This is a genomic window from Microbacterium sp. NPDC055988, assembly GCF_042269505.1.
Classification (GTDB): Bacteria; Actinomycetota; Actinomycetes; order Actinomycetales; family Microbacteriaceae; genus Microbacterium.
Genome location: NZ_JBHJXY010000001.1, coordinates 115,000 through 130,267, shown reverse-complemented (window position 1 = coordinate 130,267; position 15,268 = coordinate 115,000). Strand labels below are relative to the sequence as shown.

At 69.4% G+C, this 15,268-nt stretch carries 11 protein-coding genes and 1 other RNA gene; 8 read left to right on the top strand and 4 right to left on the bottom strand.

The window, feature by feature from the left end; translation table 11 throughout:
* The first annotated feature begins 7 nt into the window (after window positions 1-7).
* Window positions 8-898, top strand: a complete 891-nt coding sequence (locus ACFC14_RS00670; protein WP_376100559.1) for a rhodanese-related sulfurtransferase — start codon at window positions 8-10, stop codon at window positions 896-898.
* Between the two features lie 38 nt (window positions 899-936).
* Here ACFC14_RS00670 and ACFC14_RS00665 read toward each other — a convergent pair whose 3' ends face one another.
* From ACFC14_RS00665 to ACFC14_RS00650, 4 genes are all read right to left on the bottom strand, one after another.
* Window positions 937-3,204, bottom strand: coding sequence for a transglutaminaseTgpA domain-containing protein (locus ACFC14_RS00665; RefSeq protein WP_376100557.1), 2,268 nt, complete (start codon window positions 3,202-3,204; stop codon window positions 937-939).
* Entirely contained in the window at window positions 3,191-4,381 is a 1,191-nt protein-coding gene (locus ACFC14_RS00660) for a DUF58 domain-containing protein (RefSeq protein ID WP_376100555.1), read from the bottom strand. Before ACFC14_RS00660 ends, ACFC14_RS00665 begins: the two co-directional genes overlap by 14 nt.
* An 11-nt stretch (window positions 4,382-4,392) precedes the next feature.
* Window positions 4,393-5,382: an AAA family ATPase gene (locus tag ACFC14_RS00655; protein ID WP_376100553.1), complete on the bottom strand. Its 990-nt coding sequence runs from the start codon at window positions 5,380-5,382 to the stop codon at window positions 4,393-4,395.
* A 296-nt stretch (window positions 5,383-5,678) separates the two neighbouring features.
* Window positions 5,679-6,632, bottom strand: a complete 954-nt coding sequence (locus tag ACFC14_RS00650; protein ID WP_376100551.1) for a hypothetical protein — start codon at window positions 6,630-6,632, stop codon at window positions 5,679-5,681.
* Between the two features lie 407 nt (window positions 6,633-7,039).
* On the opposite strand from ACFC14_RS00650, the gene ffs reads away from it, so the two are divergent.
* The 7 genes from ffs (at window position 7,040) to ACFC14_RS00615 (ending at window position 15,267) form a co-directional block, all read left to right on the top strand.
* An RNA gene (ffs, locus tag ACFC14_RS00645) (signal recognition particle sRNA small type) lies at window positions 7,040-7,136 on the top strand.
* Between the two features lie 64 nt (window positions 7,137-7,200).
* Complete coding sequence (locus ACFC14_RS00640; RefSeq protein ID WP_376100549.1) at window positions 7,201-7,812, top strand: rhomboid family intramembrane serine protease; 612 nt, start codon at window positions 7,201-7,203, stop codon at window positions 7,810-7,812.
* The gene (locus ACFC14_RS00635; protein ID WP_376100547.1) at window positions 7,809-8,507 is read left to right on the top strand and encodes a hypothetical protein; all 699 of its coding nucleotides are present in this window, start codon (window positions 7,809-7,811) and stop codon (window positions 8,505-8,507) included. Before ACFC14_RS00640 ends, ACFC14_RS00635 begins: the two co-directional genes overlap by 4 nt.
* A 65-nt stretch (window positions 8,508-8,572) precedes the next feature.
* Window positions 8,573-10,690 carry a phosphate acetyltransferase gene (gene pta / locus ACFC14_RS00630; protein ID WP_376100545.1) on the top strand — a complete coding sequence of 706 codons (2,118 nt, stop codon included), beginning with the start codon at window positions 8,573-8,575 and terminating at the stop codon, window positions 10,688-10,690.
* Window positions 10,687-11,907, top strand: coding sequence for an acetate/propionate family kinase (locus ACFC14_RS00625; RefSeq protein WP_376100543.1), 1,221 nt, complete (start codon window positions 10,687-10,689; stop codon window positions 11,905-11,907). Before pta ends, ACFC14_RS00625 begins: the two co-directional genes overlap by 4 nt.
* A 100-nt stretch (window positions 11,908-12,007) precedes the next feature.
* The gene (locus tag ACFC14_RS00620; RefSeq protein WP_376100541.1) at window positions 12,008-12,766 is read left to right on the top strand and encodes an HAD-IA family hydrolase; all 759 of its coding nucleotides are present in this window, start codon (window positions 12,008-12,010) and stop codon (window positions 12,764-12,766) included.
* Window positions 12,763-15,267, top strand: coding sequence for a glycoside hydrolase family 65 protein (locus ACFC14_RS00615; RefSeq protein ID WP_376100539.1), 2,505 nt, complete (start codon window positions 12,763-12,765; stop codon window positions 15,265-15,267). Before ACFC14_RS00620 ends, ACFC14_RS00615 begins: the two co-directional genes overlap by 4 nt.
* The last annotated feature ends 1 nt before the right edge of the window (window position 15,268 follow it).

Sequence of the window (15,268 nt, the reverse complement as noted above, 5' to 3'; positions counted from 1 at the left end):
TTCCTGGGTGGCAACCCCCAAGATCGTCCTCTTCTATGCGTTCACGCCCCTCGCCGACCCCGACGCCGTACGCGTCTGGCAGCGCGATCTCGGCGAGGCGCTCGGGCTGCGCGGGCGACTGCTCATCTCGAAGGACGGTATCAACGGCACGCTGGGCGGCGACATCACGGTCCTCAAGAAGTGGCTCCGTTCCTTCCGCTCGTACGCGCCGTTCGCGGACGCCGACATCAAGTGGAGCGAGGGGACCGGCTTGGATGCCGAGGGCCGCAGCCTCGACTTCCCCAAGCTCAGCGTCAAGGTGCGCGACGAGATCGTGTCGTTCGGGGCTCCCGGCGAGCTGCGGGTCGACGAGCACGGCGTCGTCGGCGGAGGGACGCGTCTCACCCCCGAGGAACTGCACGGGCTGATCGAGGAGCGCGGCGACGACGTGGTGTTCTTCGACGGCCGCAATGCGCTCGAGGCGCAGATCGGGCGGTTCCGCGGCGCGGTCGTGCCCGACACCGAGACCACCCGGGATTTCGTGCAGCTCCTCGACTCCGGTGCCTACGACGACCTCAAGGGCAAGCCCGTGGTCACCTACTGCACCGGCGGGATCCGCTGCGAGGTGCTGTCGAGCCTGATGACGGCGCGCGGCTTCGGCGAGGTCTACCAGCTCGAGGGCGGCATCGTCCGCTACGGCGAGAAGTACGGCGACGACGGCCTCTGGGACGGCTCGCTCTATGTGTTCGACGGCCGTGGCTCGGTCGACTTCTCGGACCACGCCCGCGTCATCGGCGAATGCGTCGGGTGCGGGGCGCCCACCAAGCGCACCGCCAACTGCCCCGACCTCGCGTGCCGCTCGCAGTTCGTGGTGTGCGAAGCCTGCGTCGCTGTGCCCTGCTCGGCGCACGCCGCCTGAACGGCACCCTCCAGCCCCCGCCTCGCGGTGCCCCGCCGTCAGACCGCGGCACCCGGCTCGGCGGCCCGTGGCGCGTACAGCGAGCGCGGCAGCAGGGCGGCGCGCACTCGGGTCGGTCGGTCGACGCTGGCGCGCAACTGCCCCAGGACCAGGCGCAGCGGCTCGGAGAGGTCAGTCGATGCCTCACCGGAGCGGGCGTAGTTGGACTGCTCGACGGCATCCGTGAGTCGCCGCATCGCCGCCGCGTCGACGTGACGCTCCCGCACGAGCCCCGCCGCACGCACGCGCGGTGTCTCGGCGTCGGACACGTCCAGCTGCAGGTCGATCAGGGTGTCGCGGAGCTCGGCCCAGGCCGCCGCGGGATCCCCGTCGCGTGCGCGGTTCAGGCGACCGCGGCGCTCGACGACGCGGATGAGCCCCGGCAGCAGGAGCAGTACGACGACTCCGAGTGCCGTGAGCAGGATCGGGGTTGTATCCAGGCTGCGCTGTGCACTGCCGTCTGCGGAGTCCCCACCGGCATCCTCGCGGTCCACTTCCGGCCCCGAGGTCTCCTCGCTCTGCGGGGCCGTGGTGGGCACGGGGACGGAAGGATCTCCGGGCCCGCCGCCCTGTGTCACTCCTGCACGGAACGCGGTCGGCACGCCCAGGGAGGCGGTCGGCTCGAACGGAACCCAGCCGACTCCGGGGAAGCGCACCTCCGGCCAGGAGTGCAGCTGATCGCTGGTCACCGAGAAGACCGACTCCGTGCCGCGCTTCTCGTCGGTGAGCGACCCCGGCAGGTAGCCGACGACGATGCGCACCTGCATCCCCAGGCTCTCGGCCATCAGCGCGAATGCTCCGGCGAAGTGCACGCAGTAACCCTGGCGCGCTTCGAGGAACTGCGCCACGGCCTCGGCACCGGTGCCGTCGAAGCCCTCCTGCACCGGCGTCTCGAGCGAGTAGGCGAACTGCGAGCGGAACCAGTTCTGCAGGGCCACGAGTCGGTCGTAGTCGGTGCTCGCGGCCGCGGTCACGTCGGTGGCCGTCTCGGCGATGATGCCCGGCAGTTCCACGGGTTCGGCGTCGGCGTCGACGACCGGTGCAGCCGCGTCGATCGCGCGGATCTGCTCGAGCGTCGGGTTCAGCCGGGACGAGGTGACGGTGTAGTCGTTGCCGACGGCGTCCGCGCTGCGGGAGAAGAGCGTGCGGTTGTCGGGGGAGACCCGCCACGAGCCGCTGAGACCTTGCACGTCCGTGGCGGGGTACGGCACCGGAAGCCACGAGCTCGACATCCGCAGCACCCGGATGGAGGTGTTCTCCTCCTCCGTCGCGATCTCCTCGCTCCACTCGGGGGCGCCGAAGCCGTCGTCCTGCGACTGCAGGTCGCCCCGGTCCGGCTGCCAGACACGTCCGTCGAATCGCGAGAGCGTCGTCAGTCGGAGATAGGGCGCCGCATCCCCGTCCGCCGCCACGGTCAGCACCTCGACCGGGTTCGGCTGACGCAGATCGTCGCCGAGCCGCAGCGACGCATCGACCGTGACGCCGACGCCGGTGCCGGCCATGCTCGTGGCGACGGGCAGCGCGGGGGCGATGGCGACGGTCGTGACGAGCGCGGCGGCTCCGATCGCAACGGCGAGCGAGGTCGACGATCGGCGAGGCGATTCTGGATGCCGGCGCGCGGTGTACCGGAAGAGGAGCAGGGCCATCACGCCGTAGAGCACGAACCAGACCACGTTGGTGTCACCGAGGGTGATGATCATCGGCACCGCGCCGATGGCTCCGGTCAGCAGCGCCGCCAGCACGGCCGACCGGTGCGCCACGAGGTGATCGACGAGGATCGCGACGATCGCGAAGCCCGCGCCCATCGTGGCGGCGAGCCCGGGCGAAGCATCCAGCGGTGCGGAACCGAACGCCACCTCCTCGAAGGCGGCGGCTCCGAGAGCCCCGAACACCGCGATGGTGGTGGTCGTCGGGATCACCCCGAAGATCGCGGTGTCACCCGCGACGAGTAGCGTCACGACGCCGATGGCCACGAGGATCTGCGTGACGAGGGTGCCGGTGTCCTGCAGCCATGCCGCCCGCCGGCGCAGGAGATGACGCAGCAGCATGCCCGTTCCCGCCACGACGATGACCACGACGAGGACCGTGCCCGACCAAGTTCCCGGAGAGATGACGGACGTGTACGGCCACGTCGCGACGAGTGTCGCCACGGCCGCCAGCGCACCGGGACCCACCACGCCGGTCGGCTCCTCGCGATCGCGATGCCACCGCGGTGCCGTCGGTGCGGGGGCGGCCGCGGTCGGGGGCGACTGCTCAGCGCGGAACATCGCCGACTCCGATCCGCGCCGAGACGGCATCCTCCCACGCCTCGGCGATGTCCCCTCCGAGCTCGACCACCGTCCATCCGTGCGGGGTGGAGGCCTCGACGGCTCCGGGCAGCAGTTCGGTGCTGAACAGCATCGGAGCGGTGGCTCCCGCCGGACGCAGCAGTGCGGCATCCTCCTCGTCGAGGCGCCCGGTGATGTAGACCAGCGGGCCCGGAGGCGTTCCGCCGATGAGCGACGCGAGATCCCGGCTCTCACCGCGGGGTGTCACGATCGCCAGCGCCACGAGCAGCCCGTCGCGATCGTCTTCGTGCCCGCGCAGCGCGCCGAGCAGGGTCCCCGCGCCGTCGATCACGTCGACGCTGTACCCCTCGCCCGCGAGGTGGATGGCGGAGGATGCGCACAGGGACACGGCGGCTTCGAAGGCGGGATCGGCGTCGACGCCCGGCGCGTCCCAGTGGTGGCTGCTGCGGTCGAGCACGACGACCGCGTCGGGGCTCGATTCCTCCTCCTCCTGCCGCACCATGAGCTGTCCGCGGTGCGCGGTCGCCCGCCAGTGGATGCGACGCATCGAGTCGCCGGGGATGTAACCCCGCGGCGACAGGTTGTCGCTGCCCTGCCCGAGCCTCGTCGAGGAGGTGTGCGCGGTTCCGCCGGCGGCCCCGACCCGCACCGCGAGAGGCGCGAGGGCGAAGACCTCGGGCACGACGGTGATGCTGCGGGTGTCGCCGAACGACTGTTCGCGCTGGGCCAGCCCGAACGGATCCACCGTGCGCAGCATGAGTGGTCCCAGCGGCCAGACACCGCGGCGGACCCCGGTGATCAGGTAACTGAGCTGGCCCGTCTCGGCAGGGTACTCGCCGCCGGAGTCGCCGGTGACGGCGTCGGGCAGCACGTCGTGCCACAGCCCTCGCGGCACGCGGATAGCGCGCAAGGTGAAGCGCACCGTGACCCGCGAGGTCTCCGACACGGTCAGCAGGTCGGTGGAGATCTGACGCGTGACCGTCCCGGACCGGCGGGGGAGGCGGACGCCGAGGAGCGAGAAGAGGGTGAGGGTGGCGAGCAGCACGCCGATGTAGAGCAGGATGCGGGCGCCGAGCACATTGGCGGCGATCATGCAGCACAGCGCGGCGATGAGCGCACCGGCGCCGCGGCTGGTGAGGGATCGGCGTCGTCGCATGAGGGTCTCGGTCAGGAACGGGTCGCGACGGGCACGCGCACGCGTTCGACGATCTGGCTCAGCGCGGCCTCGACGGGCTGCGCTCCCGCACGGTGGGTCCCGCGCGCGGGAAGCAGGCGGTGCGCCAGCACGGGGATCAGCAGCGCGGTGATGTCGTCGGGGATGACGAAGTCGCGTCCGTCGAGGGCGGCCCACACCTTCGCCGCCCGGATCAGCTGCAGCGTCGCTCGGGGGCTCGCCCCGAGGTGGAGGTTCGGGTCGGACCGGGTCGACTGTGCCAGGGCGACCGTGTACTCCTCCAACGCGGGAGCCACGTGCACGGAGCGCGCCCACGCGATGAGCTGCGAGATCGATGTCGCATCGGCGACGGGTGTCACCGCGGCGAGCGGGCTCACGACATCGCGCTGGCGGAGCATGAGAGCTTCGGCTGCGGCATCCGGGTAGCCCATCGAGATGCGCATCATGAAGCGGTCGCGCTGCGCTTCGGGCAGGGCGTACGTGCCCTCCATCTCGAGCGGGTTCTGGGTCGCGACGACCAGGAACGGCTTCGGCAGCAGATGCGTCGCACCGTCGACCGTCACCTGGCCCTCCTCCATCGCCTCGAGCAGCGCGGACTGCGTCTTGGGCGAGGAGCGGTTGATCTCGTCGGCGATCACGATGTGGGCGAACACCGCACCGCGCTTGAACTCGAACTCCCGATCGACCGGGTTGTACACCGAGACGCCGGTGACATCGCCGGGAAGCAGGTCGGGGGTGAACTGGATGCGGCGCACCGTCGCGTCCACGCTCGCGGCGAGTGCGCGGGCGAGCATCGTCTTGCCGACCCCGGGGACGTCTTCGATGAGCAGGTGCCCCTCGGCGAGGAGGCAGACGAGAGCGCTGCGCACGGCGTCCGGCTTGCCGTCGATGACCTGGCCGATGGAGCCGAGGATCGCGGAGGTCTGCGCGGCGAACCGCTCGGCGTCGATCATCACCGGGACCAGGGGGGCGTTCTCGGGCATGCGTTCCCTCTCACATCGGCGCTGCGGTGCGCGTTACTCGATCGTAACCCTGTGGCGGGGGTATCGCTCTGGCAGTTCCTCGCGCTGAGGTCGGGCGTCGCAGGAGGCGAGGGCCGTAACAGTAAAGTACGGCCCCCAGAACCACAGCTGGTTCTGGGGGCCGTACTCGCGTTTGCCTCTTATTTCCGAGATCTGGTCTTGTCCCCGGCGTGCTTCTTATGGGATCGACGGGTGAACGAGAAGAACACCACCAAGAAGAGCATCGCCGACATCATTGCCCAAAGCATGCGGCGAATCTAACACTTCACGCTTGTGGGGATGAACGATGGCACGTCCAGTTTGAGGCAGCGTCCTTCTCCGGAGGCATTTCCAGCCACAGTGGCGATTGCCGCGACGGCACCCGCGCCCACGGTATAGAGAACGGCGGTGACCGCGACGCCTCCAGGCAGCGCGGCAATCGCCGCGCCGGCAGCGAGGATGAATCCGACCACGGCGCCGGTGTCGCGCATGCTCCGTGTCTCGGACTTGTTGTAGTAGATCGAGAAGTAGTAGCCATGGCCAACGACGCTGGGGTCGGCAGTGACCGGGAAGACGGTGTTCTCATCAGGCTCGATGCTCTGCTTCAGTTGATTTCCCTCGAGCTGGAAGGACGTCTCGACTCTTCGGCCGTTCGCATCGATTGCCCAGGGTGCATCGATCGTCGCGAGAACGAAGTCACCGTCGATGCCGTCCTCTCTCAGCCCTTCGAGAAGAGCAGTCCCGGGGACGATGTCGTACCCGCCGTCGGCCCGCTTTGCGGCGGTCCAGCCTTCGGGAATCTCGGTCGAGTAGCTCGAGGTCAGAGAGGCATCCGGGTCCGTGAAGACAGTCAGGAGTCGAACGCTATTGTCTGTGAGAACCTGTGCGGTGGTGGCCGCGCCCGCAGAGTTTTCGTCGTCCTGGGCAGTGATCACGAGGGAGACCCCGGAGTCAAGATCGTATGAGATGCTGGCGCCCTGCTCGCTGTTGTCGGCCCCGATCGAACCTTCACCTGTGGCTAGATCAATCGAGGCTGACTCATGTGGTTCATTGATGACCTGACTGCTAAGCGGTGCCTCGTCGATAGCATCCGCAACGGGGTCGTTTTCCTGTGCGCTGGCTGCAGTGACGCTCGACGCGATGAGTGCTCCCGAGACCAGAGCGGCGGTGAATGAGGCAATCAGCCGAGCCTTGCTGCTGGCGTCGCGCGTGGTGATGGACGAATATCTCATGGGCTTCTTCCTTCTCTTTCCTATAGCACTCGCTGTCTGAGAGTGTCACGTTACCTTTTAGATCTCGATATGTCTGTCCTCCGAATGGCTGACTCGCCGGATAGGGGCGACCGGAGTATCATCGGCGCCCCGTCATGGTTCTGCCCTCCGCGGAGGAGCCGAGTCGTGGGCCTGTGGATGTAGACGGCGGTTGCGTTGACGGTCGGTCGACGCTGGCTCGTTGGCACCCGCCGGACGCGACCCAGCTCGGATCGACGCGCTTCATCGCGCCTCCGCCTCATGCGAGCGCAGGGTGCCGCGGAAAACGCCGTGACTAGAGCGGGAGACTGATGGCATCCGTGATCTGCTCAGTCCGCCAAAGAGCGGGGGAGTGTCGTCGAGCCCGTCGTCGCCGGGTTAGGATGGTTGACGGCTCTCCGCGTGGCGGCATCCAGGCCAATTCCCCCAGGGCGGAAACGCAGCAAGGGTAACCGGGCTCTGCTGGGTGCGCGGAGGGTCACTTTCTTTTTCTGCGCTGCTCCGCCCCGACGCTCAGTCGCCTCCGGGCTGCACCTGCGACAATCATCCGGTGACCGTCTCCCAGCCGCCGAAGGCACAGCATCCGCTCGGCCGATTCGCCTCGCCGGTGCTCCTGCTCGTCGCGATGTGGGTCGTGCAGTTCGCCGATGCGATCCTCCCCGGCTCGTTCACCGGCTTCGGGTTGCGGTCATGGGACATCTCGGGTCTCGGCGGCATCGTGCTCGGTCCGCTCCTGCATGCGAACTGGCAGCATCTCATCGCGAACTCGGTGCCGTTCCTCGTGCTCGGCTGCCTCGTCGCGGTCGAGGGCACACGCCGGTTCTGGGCCGTCACGGCCATCGTCGCCATCGTCGGCGGCATCGGCACCTGGGTGTTCAACGCTCCGGGAACCCTGACCGTCGGCGCCTCCGGACTCGTGTTCGGCTACTTCGGGTACGTCGTGATGCGGGTGTTCGCGCCGGGCCGGGTCGCCCACCGGATCCTCTACGCCGTCATCGCGCTGATCGTGCTCGCCCTGTACGGCGCCACCATGCTGGCCGGAGTGTTCGGCGTCGCCGACGGCATCTCCTGGCAGGGGCATCTCTTCGGTGCGATCGGCGGCGCAATCGCTGCACTGATCGGCCGCCGCCCGCGAACAGAGCGCGGAGCCCTCGCGGCATGAGCCCACGACGCGCGGCGTCGCCGGCGAAGCGCAGGCGGGCGACGACGAAGCCGAGATCGAAGCGGAAGAGCACGGCGCGGCGGCGCAAGCCCGGCACGCGACGGCAGGCGGCGATCCGGCTCCGCCGCCGCAAGATCCTGCAGCGGGTACTTGTGTCGACCACGGCCGTCCTGGTACTCGGCGGGCTGCTGGCCCTCATCCCGCTCGGCCTCGCGCGCGACCCGGCGCCGATCTGCATCGACGAGCCGCGCACGTTCCCTGCGGCGGGTATCGAGGGATGGAGCGGGGAGCAGCTCGAGAACGCGGCGACGATCGTCCGCACCGCGGCCGGGCTCGGCTTCGATCGCGACGGACAGATCCTCGGGGTGATGACGGCGATGGGCGAGAGCAGCCTCCACAACATCGACTACGGCGACTGGGAGACGCGCGGGTTCACCAACCCCGACGGCTCGCGCACGACGAGCATCGGACTGTTCCAGCAGCAGGACTGGTGGGGGAGTGCCGAGCAGCGGATGGATCCCGCGACCGCCGCGACCCTGTTCTTCGACCGCCTCGGCCGGCTTCCCGGCTGGCAGGCCATGGTGCCGTCGCACGCGATCCACCGTGTGCAGATCAACATGGATCGCGACTACTACTCGCAGTTCCAGGGGGATGCCACGGCCGTCGTCGACGCACTGTCGGGGCCGTGCGAGTGAAGTCGAAGCAATAGTCCCGGTACGACGCCGGGCGGGTTCACGGATGCCGCGCCTAAGCTGAAGCCGTGGCGCAGAGCATCTACATCACCTCGGCCGAAGGCCATACCGGAAAGTCGACGATCGCCCTCGGGGCGCTCGACGCTCTGATGCGCGTATCGCCGCGGGTGGGGGTATTCCGCCCGATCGCACGTTCGGTCACCGAACGTGACGACATCCTCGAGCTGATGCTCGCGCACGACGGCGTGCAGCTCGACTACGAGGACTGCATCGGCGTCACCTACGACGATGTGCGCAGCGATCCGGAAGCGGCGCTGTCGACGATCGTCGCGCGGTTCAAGGCCGTCGAGGCGCAGTGCGACTCCGTGGTCATCATCGGCAGCGATTACACGGATGTCGCCAGCCCCGCAGAACTCGGGTTCAACGCGCGGATCGCCGCCAACCTCGGCGCCCCGGTGCTGCTCGTCCTCAGCGGTCGCGATCAGCAGCGTCAGGCCGAGCAGCTCGGCACCACGACGGCGCGCGCCGCTGCCGCCGTCGGACAGATCGCGGAACTGGCGCTGTCCGAGCTCACGGCAGAGCGTGCCGAGCTGTTCGCGGTCGCCGTGAACCGGGCCGATCCCGACGCACTCGAGGCCGTGATCGATGCCGTGCGCGCCGTGCTGCACGACGACCGGACACCGGTGTGGGCGATCCCGGAGGACCGCGCCCTCGTCGCCCCCTCGATCCGCGGCATCCTCTCGGCCGTCGACGGGGAGCTGCTCAAGGGCGACGACGACCGCTTGGCGGCCGAGGCGCTGACGATCGTGGTCGCGGGGATGTCGATGGTCAACGTGCTGCCGCGGCTCACCGAAGAGGCGGTCGTGGTGATCCCGGCCGACCGCACCGAAGTTCTCCTCGCCGCGCTGCTGGCGGACTCGTCCGGCACGTTCCCGCGCATCGCCGGCATCATCCTGAACGGCCCCTTCCCGCTGCCGGAGCCGATCCTCCAGCTGCTCGACGGATTCGCGTCGACGGTTCCGATCATCACCACCGACCTGGGCACGTACGACACCGCGGTGCGGGTGATGGGAGCCCGCGGCCGGATCTCCGCCGATTCCCGCAGCCGGTACGACCGTGCGCTCGGCCTGTTCCAGGCGCACGTGGACATCGCCGAGCTGACCGAGCAGCTCGGGCTCGCCGAGTCGCGGGTCGTGACGCCGCTGATGTTCCAGTACGGACTCATCGAACGCGCCAGAGCCGACCGCCGACGCATCGTGTTGCCGGAGGGCGGAGACGACCGCATCCTGCGTGCCGCCGCCACTCTGCTGGCCAGAGAGGTCGCCGACCTGACGATCCTGGGCGACGAGGCATCCATCCGCGCTCGCGCCGTCGAGCTCGGCGTCGACATCGCCGCGGCCCAGGTGATCAGCCCCACCGACCCCGAGCTGGTCGAGCGCTTCGCCGCGGAATATGCGCGACTCCGCGCCCACAAGGGCATCACGCTCGCCCAGGCGGCAGACACCGTGACCGATGTGTCGTACTTCGGCACGATGATGGTGCACCTCGGCCTCGCCGACGGCATGGTCTCCGGCGCCGCGCACACGACAGCGCACACCATCCGCCCGTCGTTCGAGATCATCAAGACCAAGCCGGGGGTGAACGTCGTCTCGAGCGTGTTCCTGATGGCGCTCGCCGACCGCGTGCTCGTGTACGGCGACTGCGCCGTTATCCCCGACCCGACGAGCGAGCAGCTCGCCGACATCGCGATCTCCTCGGCGACGACGGCCCGTCAGTTCGGCATCGACCCTCGTGTCGCGATGCTGTCGTACTCGACGGGTGAGTCCGGCACCGGCGCCGACGTCGACAAGGTGCGCGCGGCGACCGCCCTCGTGCGCGAGCGGGCGCCCGAGCTGCCGGTGGAGGGCCCGATCCAGTACGACGCGGCAGCGGATGCGGCGGTCGCGAAGGCCAAGCTCCCCGATTCGGCCGTGGCCGGGCGCGCGACGGTGTTCGTGTTCCCCGACCTCAACACGGGCAACAACACCTACAAGGCGGTGCAGCGCTCGGCCGGAGCCGTCGCCATCGGACCGGTGCTGCAGGGGCTCAACAAGCCCATCAACGACCTGTCCCGCGGCGCGCTGGTCGCCGACATCGTCAACACCGTCGCGATCACCGCGATCCAGGCGCAGGGAGATTCGGCATGAGCGCGATCCTGGTCATCAACAGCGGGTCGTCGTCGCTGAAGTACAGCCTGATCGACATCGAACAGGAGAACCTGCTGGCGAGCGGACTCATCGAGCGCATCGGCCAGGACGCCAGCGCCGTCGCGCACACCGTCCGTCCCGAGACCGACGGGGCGGCCATGCCGACGATGCTCGATGCGACCTACCGCGATGAGCGCCCGATCGCCGATCACGCCGCCGCCTTCGAGATCATGCGCGAGCAGTTCGCCGCGCACGGGCCGTCGCTCGAGGAGCATCGCCCGGTCGCCGTCGGACACCGCGTGGTGCACGGCGGTGCCCGCTTCTACGCCCCGACGCTGATCGACGCCGATGTGGAGCGGCAGATCGACGAGCTCGCGGTGCTCGCGCCGCTGCACAACCCGGCGAACCTGGCCGGCATCCGCGCCGCTCGCGCTGTGTTCGATCAGGTTCCGCACGTCGCCGTGTTCGACACGGCTTTCCACCAGACGCTCCCGCCCGCCGCGTACACCTATGCGATCGATGCTGCGCTCGCCGCGGAGCACCGCGTGCGCCGCTACGGCTTCCACGGTACGAGCCACCAGTACGTGAGCGAGGCCGCGGCAGCGTTCCTCGGCCGCGACCTCGGCAGCCTCCGACAGCTCGTGTTCCACCTCGGCAACGGGGCATCCGTGGCAGCGATCGACGGTGGCCGCTCGGTCGAGACCTCGATGGGACTCACCCCGCTGGAGGGCCTGGTCATGGGCACTCGCTCGGGCGACCTCGACCCCGCGGCGCTCGTGCACCTGTCGCGTCGTGCCGGCCTCTCGATCGACGACCTCGACTCGCTGCTCAACACCCGCAGCGGTCTGGCCGGTCTCGCCGGGCGCAGCGACATGCGCGACATCCTCGCCGGGGTGGAGGCAGGGGAGGACGCGGCGATGCTGGCCTTCGACGTGTACGTGCACCGCCTGCGCGCCTACGCCGGCGCCTACATCGCCCAGCTCGGGGGAGTGGATGTCATCTCGTTCACCGCCGGCGTCGGCGAGAACGCGGCTGCCGTGCGGGCGGCCGCGATGGCGACCCTCGGATTCGCCGGTGTGGAGCTGGATGCCGCCCGCAACGAGGCCAGGGAGCGCGGCATCCGGCGCATCTCGACGAACACCTCTCCGGTGACGGTGCTCGTGGTGCCCACCGATGAGGAACTGCAGATCGCGCGCCAGACGGCCGAACTGCTCTGATCGGCCCGCCGGGGTTACCTCCCGACGCGCCACAGCATTACGCTTGCACAGTGGCACGGAGCGGTGCCGGCCCGACGATCGCCCTTCTCCTGGAGGCTCTGTGCCAGAAGCACTGCCCGACCTGTTCCACGCCGAAGGCGTACTGTTCGACCTGGACGGCGTGCTCACTCCGACCGCCGAGGTGCACATGCGGGCCTGGAAGGTCGTGTTCGACGACGTGTTCGCTCGCTGGGGCATCACGTCGCCCTACACCGACGCCGACTACTACGACTGCGTCGACGGCAAGAAGCGCTACGACGGAGTGGCCAGTCTGCTGCGCAGCCGCAATGTGGAAGTGCCGTGGGGGCAGGTCGACGACGACCCCTCGGCCGAGACCATCTGCGGGATCGGCAACCGCAAGAACGCCGCCTTCGCGCAATCGCTGCGCGGGCAGGGGATAGCACCGTACCCGGGCTCGCTCGCGCTCGTGGAGGCACTGCACGCCGCCGGCATCCCGCTCGGAGTGGTGTCGAGCTCCAAGAACGCCGAGGAGGTACTGGGCGCCGCCGGCATCCGCTCCTTCTTCCGGGTCGTCGTGGACGGTGTCGTCGCCGAGCGCGATGGTCTCGCCTCGAAGCCCGCCGCCGACATGTTCGCCGCCGGTGCCGCGGCCCTCGGAGTGGACCCGGCCCGCTCCGTCGCCGTGGAGGACGCCACCTCCGGTGCCGCGTCCGCCGCCGCAGCCGGCTATGCGTCCGTGATCGGCGTCGACCGCGGCGCCGGAGCCGACGCACTCCGAGCTGCCGGCGCGACCGTCGTCGTCGACGACCTGGCCGTGTTCGCCCCCGATTCCCGCACCGACACCCCGGAGACCGCATGATCGACCGCGACCGCTTCCCCGTCGACCCGTGGCGTCTGATCGACACGCACTACTCGGAGGAGGGCGTCGGCGAGACGCTGTTCTCCGTCGGCAACGGCTACCTGGGCCTGCGCGGCAACCACATCGAGGGTCGCGGCGCACAGGAGCACGGCACGTTCATCAACGGGCTGCACGAGACCTGGCCGATCCGCCACGCCGAGCAGGCCTACGGCTTCGCCGAGGTCGGGCAGACGATCGTGAACGCCCCTGACGCCAAGGTCATGCGCGTGTACGTCGACGACGAGCCCATCTCGCTCGACGACGCCGATGTGCGCGAGTACCGCCGTACGCTCGACCTGCGCACCGGGGTCCTCGAGCGCCACGTCGTCTGGGAGACCCCGTCGGGCAAGCGCGTCCGCATGCGCGACGAGCGCATCGTGAGCTTCGAGGAGCGGCACCTCGCGGTGCTGCGGCTCGAGGTCGTCGTCGAGAACGCCGACGCGCCGGTCACGATCAGCTGCCAGCTGCTGAACCGCCAGGACGGCGCGGGCGTGTACGCCGGCACTCCGATCGGGACCAAAGCAGCGTTCGACCCCCGCAAGGCCGAGAAGATCGCGGACCGCGTTCTGGAGCCCGCCGAGCACTGGCAGGACGGGCTGCGCTCCGCGCTGTCGTACCGGGTCGCGGACTCCGGGATGACGGTCGCCGTCGTGGCCGACCACGTGGTCGAGACCGAGAACGAGTACAACGCCCGAACGCTCGTGGAGCCCGACATCGCGAAGAACGTGTTCCGGGTGCAGGCCAAGGCCGGTGTTCCCATCACGGTCACGAAGCTGGTCAGCTACCACACCTCCCGAGGCGTACCGCCGCGCGAGCTCGTCGATCGCTGCCGTCGTTCGCTCGACCGCGCGGCTGACGAGGGCGTCGAGACCGTCTTCCAGCGTCAGCGGGCCTGGCTCGATGCCTTCTGGGAGCGCAGCGACGTGCAGATCGGCGGCCGCGACGACCTGCAGCAGGCCACCCGCTGGTGCCTGTTCCAGCTCGCCCAGGCCTCCGCCCGCGCAGACGGCGCCGGCGTTCCGGCGAAGGGCGTCTCCGGTTCCGGCTACAGCGGACACTACTTCTGGGACACCGAGATCTACGTGCTCCCGTTCCTCACCTACACGTCGCCGCGGTGGGCGTACAACGCACTGCGGGCGCGGGTGAAGATGCTCCCCGCTGCGCGTCGTCGGGCCGCGCAGCTCAACGAGGCTGGGGCGCTCTTCCCGTGGCGCACCATCAACGGCGAGGAGGCCTCCGCGTACTACGCGGCCGGCACCGCGCAGTACCACATCAACGCCGACATCAGCTTCGCGCTCGGCAAGTACGTGCGCGCGACCGGTGACGAGGAGTTCCTGCGGCGCGAGGGCGCCGACATCGCGATCGAGACCGCGCGCCTGTGGGCGACCCTCGGCTTCTGGCGTGCCTCGCGGCTGGTGGAGGAGACGGATGCCGGCGACGGGATCGAGACCTTCCATATCCACGGCGTCACGGGGCCCGACGAGTACACCACGGTCGTCAACGACAACCTGTACACGAACGTCATGGCACGCTACAACCTCCGCTATGCGGCCAAGATCGTCCGCGAGATCCGGGAGAACCACCCCGAGGACTACGTGAAGCTCGTCGATCGGACGGGGCTCGGCGTCGGCGAGGCCGAGGCGTGGGACCGCGCGGCGGAGGCGATGTACATCCCCTACAGTGAGGGCCTCGGCATCCATCCGCAGGACTCGCTGTTCCTCGAGCGCGAGGTCTGGGATCTCGCCAACACTCCCGCCGAGCAGCGACCGCTGCTGCTGCACTTCCACCCGCTGGTGATCTACCGGTTCCAGGTGCTCAAGCAGGCGGATGTCGTGCTGGCGCTGTTCCTGCAGGGCAACCACTTCTCGCCGGAGGAGAAGAAGGCCGACTTCGACTACTACGATCCGCTGACCACCGGTGACTCGACGCTCTCGGCGGTCGTGCAGTCGATCCTCGCCGCCGAGGTGGGGTACCAGGACCTCGCGCAGCGGTACTTCGAGCAGTCGCTGTTCGTCGACCTGCACGACCTGCACCACAACGCGGCCGACGGCGTGCATGTGGCCTCCGCCGGTGGAGTGTGGACGGCGCTGGTGTGCGGCTTCGGCGGCATGCGCGACTATGCCGGCGACCTGAGCTTCGACCCACGACTGCCGGTCGACTGGCCGTCGTTGTCCTTCCCGCTGCAGTGGCAGGGATCCACGCTGCACGTGAAGGTCACCAAGGACGAGCTGCGCGTACAGGTGCGCAGCGGCCCTCCGGTGCCTTTCAGCGTGCGGGACACCGCGTACTTCGCGACGGTCGAGGATGAGGTCGTCGTGCCGCTGGCGGATCAGGGTCCGCTGATCCCCGGGCGTCCGACGCTGCGGCAGTTCGCCGATGCCCGCCGCGAGGACGGCACGCGGATGTCGGCATCCGTCCCGGTGATCACCACGGCCATTCCGGTGATCGAGTCGATCGACTGAC